Below are 10,865 nucleotides of genomic sequence, written 5' to 3' on the forward strand. Positions count from 1 at the left end.
CGGTTATGGTGTTTTGGGTATTGGACTGAGGTGCTTGCTCCCCGTTCTTGGTCGGGCGTGTCTCGGCGGGGCGTGGCGATCACGCGACGGCGCGCGGCCCGGCGAAATAGCGGTTCTTGGCCGTCGTCTGGTTCTCGTAGATCGAGCCCTGGTGCGGCGCCGGCGGCAGCGGCATGCGGACGGGGACGTCGGCGAGGCGCGGCACGATCGTGGGTTCCCCGGCGACGATGCGCCCATTGAACCCAGCGAAATCCGGCACGCCGGCGAGCGGCCAGGCGTCGGCCGCCGCGAACTCGTAGAGCAAGAGCGCCCGCGGCTTGTCCGAGCGGTTCTGCGCCGAGCCATGGACCGCGCGCACGTGATGGAAGCTCATGGCGCCGGCCCGGCCGGTCACCGGCACGGCCTTGGCGAAATCGAGCCCGCAGGTATCGGGATCCATGGCGCCGCAGAAATAGCCGTCGGCATGATGGTCGTAGACCGGCCCGCGGTGCGTGTCGGGCAACACCAGCATGGCGCCGTTCTCGACCGTGCAGTCGTCGAGCATGACGCCGACCGCCAGGATGTCGTCGTTGGTGTGCGGATAGAACGCCCAGTCCTGGTGCCATTCGACCGGCGAGCCGTAGTGCGGTGCCTTGAGATTGATCTTGGAGCCGTGCAGCCGCACGGCCGGACCCAAGAGTTTTTGCAGGATTGAGACCAGCCGCGGTGAGCGTGCGACTTCCCAGAAGAACGGATGGTTCTTGTGCGGCGTCTTGATGCGGCGGACCTTGGGCGCCTCCGCGGTGTGGCCGGGCTCCAGGTCATAGACGTCCGTGTGACCCGTGACTTCGCCGGCCTTGACCAGGAGCTCGGCCAGGACGCGGCGCGCCTCGCGAAGCTCGGTCGCGTCCAGCACGTCGTCCACGACCAGAAACCCGTCCCGGTGATAGGCAGCAACCTGTTCGGCCGAAATCATCGCGTCGCCTCCCATTGTGATAGCGCTAACATTTATCTAGTGGTAGCGCTATCATCAGGGCTCGTCAACGGCGGCGGCTAAAGCCTTGTTCCGGCTTGCAATCGATAACCGCTTGCCCGCAAGGTCTCGGGGCAATGGAAGAACGCGCGAGCGGAACAGGGCCGGTCGGGCGGCCGCGGATCGAGGATGTGGCGGTGCTGGCCGGCACGTCGCCCATGACGGTCTCCCGCGCGCTCCGGCAGCCCGGCAAGGTGGCGCCCGAGACGCTCGCCCGCATCCGCGCCGCGGTGGACGCGCTCGGCTACATTCCCGACCTTTCGGCGAGCAGCCTCGCCTCGCGGCGCAGCGGCATCCTCGCGGTCCTGGTGCCGACGATCGGCAATTCGGTCTTCTCCGAGACCGTGCGCGGCGTCACCGACGCGATCGAGGGGGCGGACCAGCAATTGCTGATCGGCGACTTCACCTATTCGGAGGAGAAGCGGCGCGAGCTCGTCCGGGCGCTGATCGGCCGACGGCCGGACGCGCTCGTCATCGTCGGCGCGGTCCAGGACGAGGTCGTCCGCACGGCACTGCGCCGCCAGGCGATCCCGGTCGTCGAGACCTGGGAGCTCGGGTCCGACCCGATCGACATGATGGTGGGCTTCTCGAACTTCGACGTCGGCGCTGCGGTCGCGCGCCATCTGGCCGGGCGCGGGCGCCGTCGCGGCGCCTTCATCGGCGGCACCGAGAGCCGGGCCATGGCGCGCCGTGCCGGCTTCCGGGCCGCCTGGGCCGAGGCCGGCCTAGGCACACCCGAGGACGAGGTGCCGACCGATCTCTCGATCGAGGCCGGCCGGCAGGCGTTCATCGAGCTGCTGGCGCGCGCCCCGGATATCGACGGCGTGTTCTTCGCGACCGACGTCATGGCGGTGGGCGGGCTGCTCGAATGCCAGCGCCGCGGCATCGCCGTGCCCGATGAGGTCGCGATCGTCGGCCTCGGCAACCTCGAGATCGGCCGCCAGATGCAGCCGGCGCTGACCACGGTCGAGATCCCGGCCTACGCCATGGGCCGGCGCGCCGGCGACCTCATCCTCGCCCGCCTCGCCAAGGGGGCGGGGCCGGCAGCCGAGCGGATCATCGACCTCGGCTTCTCGCTGCTCGTGCGCGGGACGAGCTGAAGGCTTGCCCTGGCGCGTCTGACTGGCGCGCCTCGGTATACCGCCGGCCGTGGTAGAATCGTCGGGAGGAGGACCTGACGATGAACGACGATCGGTCCATGAAAGTGTTCTTCCTGTTCACGGGAAGCGGCGCCCTGGTGATCCTGACCTCTTATGGCGCTATCGACGATCCGGCGCTGCTTCGGAGGCTCGCCGCCAAGGGAATCGACAAGTTCCTTTCGTACCAGATCCCGCTCGCGCTCGCCCGCGAGCGGTACGGCAAGCACTTCGATGTCGTGTTGGAGGACTTGTCCGAAACCGACGACTTGCGCGTGCTCGATTTCGACGGCACACGGGCGTTCCGGCTGTTCAGCTTCCGTGAGATGGGAGCGCCGCTGCCAGTCGAGCCGTAGTCCGGGTCGAGCCGTAGCCCGGAGCGCCTGCGGATGCCGAGGCCAGGACGCCTTGGAGGCCGGATCGGAGCGCGGCCGTCCTCCGGGTGATTGTCGACGCCGGGCCAACAGCGCATCACGCTGCGGCTTTGGGTGCCTGGCGCCCGATCGCTCGCTGACCGGAACCTGACGCACGCTTGCCAGCCGATGGCGGGACCGCTCTGGTCCGGCTGGAATAGCGGTCTCTCGACCGCATGAAGGTGCGAACGCGGGGTTCCAGGTAGCCCGCAAGGACGGTGGCCAATCTGATATGATTGGCTTCACCGTACCCGATATCCCGCGGCCATTCGGACAATGCTCGAGCATCAATCACGGCTGGCAGCACTTTTCGCGGCAATGATCGCCCTTGTCTCGCCGCAACCTGCTGGTGCCGCCGCAACCGGGTGGCATGGCACCAACTGGGGCGAAGGCACCGCTGAGCTGAGTCGGCAGTTCGGCGCTGCGGCCACGCGCCTCGACCGACCGATCGATTTCGGCGACTCCTATGCCGACCTCGCGCTCAAGAATTACGATATCGGAGGCTATGGCTTCACGGTGTTCTTCCAGATGGACAAGCGCACCCACGGCCTGAAGCGCATCCAGATCGAACGGGGACGGCACGGTGCCGTGCCACAGGTCGCCAAGGCCGTCTTCAATGTGCTGGTCGCGGATTACGGCCAGCCGACGATCGCCTGCTCCACCCGCGCCCACACGATCGAGGCGCAAAGTCTCGTCGAGGAGACCTGGGAGCGCGACGGCACCACCGTGCGCGCCCTGTTTCGAGAAGCCAGCCTCAACACTCTGGACCCGTACCTGGCGCGCGCCGTCGGCGACTTCGTCACCGGCTCGACCGCCGCTGGCCTGTCGCAGCAGTTGCTCATCCGCATCGCTCCGGCGGGGACGGAACCGGAGGATTGCCGCAAAGCGGACTGAGATCGGGCGCAACGGCCGATCCTCGCCGGGGCACCATCGGGGCTACGACGGCAGAGGACGGCCGATCAAACCAAGGACACCAATTCGGCGATCTCACCGTCGAGAACGAGATCGTCCATCGCGCCCAGCAACCAGAGAGAGTCGACCTGGAACCGCAGCAACGGCCGGTCCCACCAGTGTTCGATGAGACCGGCCAAAGCGGCGGCCTCGGGCGGATCGAGATCGTCCGTCAAGTTGTAGACGCCCACGACGTAGAGGTCCGTCTCCCGGCGGCCCAGCGTGCGCTGAATCTTCTTGAGAAGATTGGCGCCGTCCCGTTGTTCGGGGTACACGCGCAAATACAAACGACCAATGTTCACGTTGCCTGAGAATAACCCCCGCAGCTCAATCGCGATCGGACCCAGACTCTTCAGTTCGCGCCGCTCGAAGTCACCGATCGTGGGCGGCTTGTCTTGCCCGACCGCCAGAGAACCGCAGATGGTGGCATGCAGTCTGTCTTTGCGTCGTTCCAGCAAGCTCCAGGCAATCTTTCGGGAGAAGGGCGACGCCCGTAGCGCACGATCCAATTCCAGGAATGCTGCCGATCGCAACAGGGCAGCGGTGGGGAGCGGCACGGCAAGCGAATAGACGCGAGGGTGTCGGCCCATCGAGTACGCCGCCCCTTCGCGCGACGGTATGACCTTAGGGTGGTCCGGAGCCACCAGCGGGAGGTGAGCGAGCCGGTAAACGTCGTCGAGCGCGAGCCCCTCGCCCGGGACGAAGCCTGTTCGGCTGCGCTCGTAGCCCAATTCCTCATCGCTGCAGAGTTCGATCGCGGGTGAGATCATTTCGCTCCCCGAAAGCCAAAGTCCTGCGCACAGGGTGTGCGCAGGACTTATCTCGTTTGCGTACGTACTTTGCTTCGATTCGACCGAACGATGGATTTCGTCGGTATGAAGCGCGCTTATGAACAGCCGCTCGTGGAACCGCAGGTGTTGCACTTCATGCAGGTGCCGTTGCGCACGAGCGTGAAGTTGCCGCATTCGCCGCAGCTGTCGCCCTCGTAGCCCTTCATCCGGGCCTCGCGGATCTGCTCCGACCGGCTGTCACCGCCACCATGCCCGCCGCCATGGGCGTGATGCGCATGGTCGTGGTGGTGGTCATGGCTGTGGCCGACATGCGGGTCGGTCGCGAGCGCCAGGGCCGAGGTGCCGGCGAAGGCCACGGCCGGCAGACCGCCCTGCAGCACGGTGAGCTTGGTCCGGGCGAAGCCCGAACTCGCCGCCCGCTGGATCTTCTCGAACTGGGCCGCGGCCTTGCGCGAGGCATCCGCAGTGTCCGGCAGCAGGCCTTCCTGGTCGCCGGCGCCGACTGTGTCCGGGGCGAGGTCCGCCGGCTGGACGTGGGCCAGGTCGTTGCGGCCCAGGTACGAGATCGCGAGCTCACGGAACAGATAGTCGACGATCGAGGTCGCCATCTTGATCGTATCGTTGCCCTCGACCTGGCCGGCCGGCTCGAACCGGGTGAAGGTGAAGGCCTCGACGAACTCCTCGAGCGGCACGCCGTACTGCAGGCCGATCGAGACCGCGATCGCGAAGTTGTTCATGAGCGACCGGAAGGCGGAGCCTTCCTTGTGCATGTCGACGAACACTTCGGCCAGGCTGCCGTCCTCGTACTCGCCGGTGCGGAGATAGACCTTGTGGCCGCCGACGATCGCCTTCTGGGTATAGCCCTTCCGGCGCTGCGGCAGGCGGCGACGCTCCGTGCGGTGCACGACCTTCTCGATGACCCGCTCGATCAGCCGCTCGGTCACGATCGGCGCGCGCTCGGCCGGGTTCATGGCCGCGAAAGTCTCGATCGCGTCCTCGTCCTCCTCATCGTCGATGAGCGAGGCCGACAGCGGCTGCGACAGTTTCGAGCCGTCGCGATAGAGCGCGTTCGCCTTGATGCCGAGGCGCCAGGAGAGCAGGTACGCCTCCTTGCATTCCGAGACGGTCGCCGCATTCGGCATGTTGATCGTCTTGGAGATGGCGCCGGAGATGAACGACTGTGACGCCGCCATCATGCGGATGTGGCTCTCCCAGCTCAAGTAGCGCTTGCCCAAGCGGCCGCACGGGTTGGCGCAGTCGAACACCGGCAGATGCTCTTCCTTCAGGCCCGGTGCGCCCTCGAGCGTCATGGCGCCGCAGCAGTAGGTGTTCGCCGCCTCAATGTCGGTCTTGGTGAAGCCCAGGTGCGCCAGCAGGTCGAACGACACGTCGTTCAGCCGCTCCGCCGGGATGCCGAGCGTGGCCGTCAGGAACTCCTCGCCCAGCGTCCACTTGTTGAAGGCGAACTTGACGTCGAAGGCGGAGGCGAGGCCGGCCTCGATCTTGGCCAATTCGGCCGCGGTGAAGCCCTTGGCCGCGAGCGTCTCGTGATTGATGCGCGGCGCGCCCTTGAGCGTGCCGTGGCCGACGGCGTAGCGCACCATCGCCTCGGCCTGGTCGGGGCCGTAGCCGAGGGTGGCCAGCGCCTCCGGCACGATGCGGTTGATGATCTTGAAGTAGCCGCCGCCGGCCAGCTTCTTGAACTTCACCAGCGCGAAGTCGGGCTCGATGCCGGTCGTGTCGCAATCCATGACCAGGCCAATGGTGCCGGTCGGCGCCACGACGGTCGACTGCGCGTTGCGGTAGCCGTGCGCCTCGCCGAGTGCCAGCGCCTCGTCCCAGGCGCGCGCCGCGGCGGTGGCGAGGGCCGCGTCCGGGCATTGCGCCGCCTCGAACGGCACCGGCTTCACGGTCAGGCCTTCGTAGCCGTCGACGGCGCCATGGGCGGCCCGGCGATGGTTGCGGATGACCCGGAGCATGGCGTCCCGGTTCTTGGCGAAGCCGGGGAAGGGACCCAGCTCCTTCGCCATCTCGGCCGAGGTCCGATAGGCGATGCCGGTCATGACCGCCGAGATCGCGGCGCAGATCGAACGGCCTTCCTCGCTGTCATAGCCGTAGCCGGCCGCCATCAGCAGGCCGCCGAGGTTGGCGTAGCCCAGGCCGAGGGTGCGGAACTCGTAGGAGAGCTGCGCGATCTCGCGGCTCGGGAACTGCGCCATCAGCACCGAGATCTCGAGCACGACGGTCCAGATGCGGACCGCATGCTCGAACGACGGCGTGTCGAATTCGCCGGCGGCGTCGCGGAACGTCAGCAGGTTGAGCGAGGCGAGATTGCACGCCGTGTCGTCGAGGAACATGTATTCCGAGCACGGGTTCGACGCATTGATGCGCCCCGATGCCGGGCAGGTGTGCCACTCGTTGATCGTCGTGTCGAACTGCACGCCCGGATCGGCCGAGGCCCAGGCGGCATGGCCGATCTTCTCCCAGAGCTCGCGGGCCTTCAGCGTCTTGTGCACCTTGCCGTCGATGCGGCGCATCAGCTTCCACTCGCCGTCGGCCAGCACCTGCTCGATGAAGTCGTTGGTGAGGCGCACCGAGTTGTTGGAATTCTGGCCGGCGACGGTCAGGTACGCCTCGCTGTCCCAATCCGTGTCGTAAACGCGGAAGTCGAGATTGTCGTAGCCCTGCTCGGCGAACTGGATCACGCGCTGGACGTAGTTCTCCGGCAGCATGGCCCGGCGCGCGGCCTTGATCGCCGCCTTGAGCGCGCCGTTCTTCTTGGGGTCGAAGGCGCCGTCGCCGAGATCGGGCCGCGCTTCGATGCAGGCCTGCATGATCTCGTTCAGGTGCTTGTTCGCGAGCTTCGAGCCGGCGACGAGCGCTGCCACCTTCTGCTCCTCGACCACCTTCCAGTCGATATAGGCCTCGATGTCGGGATGGTCGATGTCGACCGTCACCATCTTGGCGGCACGGCGCGTGGTGCCGCCCGACTTGATGGCGCCGGCCGCGCGGTCGCCGATCTTGAGGAAGCTCATGAGGCCCGAGGAGCGGCCGCCGCCCGACAGGCGCTCACCGTCGCCACGCAGCTGGGAGAAATTGGAGCCGGTGCCCGAGCCGTACTTGAACAGCCGCGCCTCGCGCACCCACAGGTCCATGATGCCGCCCTCGTTGACGAGGTCGTCGGCGACGGACTGGATGAAGCAGGCATGCGGCTGCGGATGCTCGTAGGAGCTGGCCGACGCGGTGAGCTCGCCGGTCTTGAAATCGACGTAGTAATGGCCCTGCGCCGGGCCGTCGATGCCATAGGCCCAGTGCAGGCCGGTGTTGAACCATTGCGGGCTGTTGGGCGCCGCCATCTGGCGCGCGAGCATGACGCGCAGCTCGTCGAAGAAAGCGCGGGCGTCTGCCTCCGTGTCGAAATAGCCGCCCTTCCAGCCCCAGTAGGTCCAGGTACCGGCCAGCCGGTCGAACACCTGCTTCGCCGACTTCTCGGAGCCGAAGCGCTCCTTCTCCGGCAGCGCCTCGAGCTTCTTCTCGTCCGGTATCTGACGGCGCAGCCACGCGGGCACACCCTTCTCGGCCACCGGCTTCAGGGCTGCCGGCACGCCGGCCTTGCGGAAATACTTCTGGGCCAGGATGTCGCAGGCGACCTGCGACCAGTCCTTTGGCACCTCCATGTCGGCCAGGCGGAAGACCACCGAGCCGTCCGGATTGCGGATCTCGCTCGTGGCCGACGTGAACTCGATCGCCGCGTAGGGATCGTGACCTTCGGTCGTGAATCGACGGGAGATCCGCATGGTCGTCTTAGCCCCTATTCATTGTTTCGCCCACATCGTGCCGGATCGCCGCTGCCCCCGCGCGACAGATCCGGAAGGCCGTCCAGGCCCCGTATGTAGGCTCGGATGATGAGGGTGCCACAAAATATGGTGGATGCAACGGGGTTTATGGCGAGATTTTGTCAAAAAATCCCTTGCCAAGACTCGCGGACTCGTTCCACCCGCGGAACGGCTTGGGTTCGGCCCCAAGCCGCCTCATGTCCCGTCTATATATAGTATCAGGGTTGTGTGACGTTTCTGAGCATGAGCAGGCACAAGACGCCGACGGCGAGGCTCACCACCAGGGGTGCGCGCATCCGGGCGCTGGCGAGCGTCGCGACGGCGGCCACTATATAGAGTATGCCGCCCTGCAGCACCGTCGGCACGATCAAGGCCGTGAACATGGCGCCCGGCAGATGGCCGAGGAATGCCTCGACCGCCGGGCTCGGCGTCACGCGGCGCGCGAGGAACAGGCCGGTGAAGCGGATGAGGTAGACGCCGGCCGCCATGCCGAAGATGGTGATCATCGTCGGCAGGTGGAGCGCCATGTCGCCCGACGCGACGTCGGCCAGAGACAGATCGGGGGCCAAAGACAGATCAGGCGCCATGGGCGTAGCTCTCCTCGGCGGTGCGCCGCGTGTCGCGCCAGGCGCCGACCAGGCTGCCGGTCAAGCCGCCTGCGAGCAGGTACCAGGCGCCGGGCAAGAAATGGGCGCCCAGGACGGCGGCGGCGCCGGATGCCAGCCAGGGCCAGAGGTCGCGCCGGCCGCGCCACATCCGGCCGGCGAGGGCCGTGAACACGGCCGTGCCGATGAAGTCGAGCCCCAGGCGCTCGGGCGCCGGCAGCGCGCCGCCGAACGCGCGGCCGATGAAGCCTGAGACGACCCAGAAGCTCCAGAGTGCGAGCCCACTGCCGACGAAGAAGCCGGCATCGCGCCCGCCGGCGCGCATCTCGGCGATGCTGACTGCCCAGTTCTCGTCGGCGGTGAAGAACACGCTGCCGTAGGACAGCAGGCGCCCGAGCGGGCCCAGCCAGGGCTTGAGCGCTGCCGTCATGATCACGTAGCGCAGGTTGATGATGGCGGCCGCAGCGACGATGCCGGCGATCGGCAGGGGATCGCCCCACAGCTGCAGGGCCAGCATCTGGCTTGAGCCGGCGAACACGAGCGCGCTCATGAGCACGGTCTCGGCCAAGCTCAACCCATGCTGGCCGGCGATGAGGCCATAGGCGACGCCGAACACGGCGACGCCGGCGGCGATCGGCAGGGTCTTGGCATAGCCACGGGCGATGCCGCCCCAGGTGAAGCGAATCGGCGGATTTTCTCGGTTCATGCCGCCGAGGCTAGGACACGTCTCACCCCAGGGTCTTGAACGTTCCTTGCCGGTAGAGGCCGGGCGGCACGCCGACGAGGCGCTTGAAGGCGCGGGTCAGGTGGCTCTGGTCGGCGAAGCCGCAATCGAACGCCACCGCGGCCGGCGCCAGGCCCTGGCGCAGCAGCTGCTGGGCCTGCGCCACGCGCCGGGCCGTCTGGTAGGCGTGCGGCGGCATGCCGACGGTCCGGCGAAAGGCGCGGACGAGCGACAGCGGGTGCAATTGAGCGATCTCGGCGAGTCGCGCAAGCGGCACCGGTTCGGCCAGATGCTCGTCCAGATAGGCCTGCACGCGCGCGATCGGGCCGGGCTCGCGGCCGATCGGCGCCGGCGCCGGGCCGCGGCCATGGCGCCGGGCGATGGCCGCGATGAGGTCGAGGAAGCCCTCCTCGCGGGCGAGGCTGGACATGCCCGCGAGCGCATCATGCTGGCGGACGAAGGCGGCAGCGAGTTCCGCGTCCTCGACGATCGTCTCGGCGAAATAGGGCAAGACCGGATGATCGGGATCGAGCGCCGCGAAGGCGGCTTTCGGCACGTACATGACCCGATAGCGCCAGCCTTCCTCGACGGCCCGGCTGCCGTCATGCGGCACTTCCGGGTTCAGGAGCGCCAGCTGCCCCGGCCCCGCCCGGTGGAGCGCGCCCTGATAGCGGAACTGCTCGCCGCCGCTGGTGATGGCCGCGAGCGTGTAGGTTGGGTGCGCGTGCTGGCCGAAGGCATGGGTGATGTAGCGGGCCGACAGCAGCTCCGTGCCGCCGCCTTCCGCCACGGTCCAATAGCGCGCCCGCTCGGCGCCGGTCAGGGGCTCGTCGTCGCTGTGCATCACGCCTACCTATGTATGGTGCCGCCCCGGCACCTGCGAGGGGGCCTGCGGGAGGGAGGAGCAGCGCGTCGACGGCCGCGGAACGGGGGTGCGATTTTTTTTGCAAATAGCCTGTTGACTCGGTTCGGCTGACGGACGTATAAGCCGCTTCCCGACGCGACGGGGCCCGCCGAAAAGCAAGGCGACGCCTCGAAAAATCGGGAAATGGAGCTAGCGCGACGCGGGTTTCCGCATCTCGTTTTCGGCCGGGGAAATACCCCCGGTCCTTCCTGTGGAAAGGCTCTTTACCGGGCCGGCGCAGCGAAGAAAAAGAAAACGGAAAAAGATGCGAAAAACTGGTTGACACGGTTCTGAGGCAAGCGTAAAAGCCTGCCTCCGCTTCGACGGGAAGCGCCGCTGAACGGCGGCGAAAAACGAAACGAAGCACTGCTGTTTGACATTGTTGAGAGAAGGAAGGGATGCGCAGGCGGCGGCGTGGAGTGGTTCACGCTGGTCTGGTTGTGCATCTTGGTAAGCCAAGTGATGTAATGCAGTCGGATCGGCAGGGCTTTGG

Annotated in this window: 10 protein-coding genes; 3 read left to right on the forward strand and 7 right to left on the reverse strand. The window is 67.2% G+C overall.

Annotated elements, in window-relative coordinates:
• Positions 1–79: 79 nt before the first annotated feature.
• On the reverse strand, positions 80–955 hold the full coding sequence (locus IEY58_RS12340; protein WP_189046059.1) for a phytanoyl-CoA dioxygenase family protein: 876 nt from the start codon (positions 953–955) through the stop codon (positions 80–82).
• Positions 956–1,089: 134 nt separating this feature from the next.
• Here IEY58_RS12340 and IEY58_RS12345 point away from each other — a divergent pair, with 134 nt between their 5' ends.
• The 3 genes from IEY58_RS12345 to IEY58_RS12355 all read left to right on the forward strand — a co-directional run bounded on the left by IEY58_RS12345 (position 1,090) and on the right by IEY58_RS12355 (position 3,455).
• Positions 1,090–2,112, forward strand: a complete 1,023-nt coding sequence (locus IEY58_RS12345; RefSeq protein WP_189046061.1) for a LacI family DNA-binding transcriptional regulator — start codon at positions 1,090–1,092, stop codon at positions 2,110–2,112.
• A gap of 80 nt (positions 2,113–2,192) precedes the next feature.
• Complete coding sequence (locus tag IEY58_RS12350; RefSeq protein ID WP_229743672.1) at positions 2,193–2,504, forward strand: hypothetical protein; 312 nt, start codon at positions 2,193–2,195, stop codon at positions 2,502–2,504.
• Positions 2,505–2,879: 375 nt separating this feature from the next.
• Positions 2,880–3,455, forward strand: coding sequence for a hypothetical protein (locus tag IEY58_RS12355; protein WP_189046063.1), 576 nt, complete (start codon positions 2,880–2,882; stop codon positions 3,453–3,455).
• A 65-nt stretch (positions 3,456–3,520) separates the two neighbouring features.
• Here IEY58_RS12355 and IEY58_RS12360 read toward each other — a convergent pair whose 3' ends face one another.
• The 6 genes from IEY58_RS12360 to IEY58_RS34350 form a co-directional block, all read right to left on the reverse strand.
• The gene (locus tag IEY58_RS12360; RefSeq protein WP_189046065.1) at positions 3,521–4,282 is read right to left on the reverse strand and encodes a hypothetical protein; all 762 of its coding nucleotides are present in this window, start codon (positions 4,280–4,282) and stop codon (positions 3,521–3,523) included.
• Between the two features lie 116 nt (positions 4,283–4,398).
• Positions 4,399–8,100 (reverse strand): vitamin B12-dependent ribonucleotide reductase, encoded by a 3,702-nt coding sequence (locus tag IEY58_RS12365; RefSeq protein WP_189046067.1) that lies wholly within the window; start codon positions 8,098–8,100, stop codon positions 4,399–4,401.
• A 257-nt stretch (positions 8,101–8,357) separates the two neighbouring features.
• Entirely contained in the window at positions 8,358–8,726 is a 369-nt protein-coding gene (locus IEY58_RS12370) for an AzlD family protein (protein WP_189046069.1), read from the reverse strand.
• Positions 8,716–9,450 carry an AzlC family ABC transporter permease gene (locus IEY58_RS12375; RefSeq protein WP_189046071.1) on the reverse strand — a complete coding sequence of 245 codons (735 nt, stop codon included), beginning with the start codon at positions 9,448–9,450 and terminating at the stop codon, positions 8,716–8,718. The genes IEY58_RS12370 and IEY58_RS12375 overlap by 11 nt, the downstream gene beginning before the upstream one ends.
• A gap of 22 nt (positions 9,451–9,472) precedes the next feature.
• Complete coding sequence (locus IEY58_RS12380; protein ID WP_189046073.1) at positions 9,473–10,312, reverse strand: AraC family transcriptional regulator; 840 nt, start codon at positions 10,310–10,312, stop codon at positions 9,473–9,475.
• 284 nt (positions 10,313–10,596) lie between these two features.
• Positions 10,597–10,865: hypothetical protein (locus IEY58_RS34350; protein WP_229743673.1), on the reverse strand; the 269-nt coding region annotated here is incomplete at its 5' end.

Origin of the sequence: Aliidongia dinghuensis (genome assembly GCF_014643535.1) — a bacterium.
Lineage (GTDB): Bacteria > Pseudomonadota > Alphaproteobacteria > ATCC43930 > CGMCC-115725 > Aliidongia > Aliidongia dinghuensis.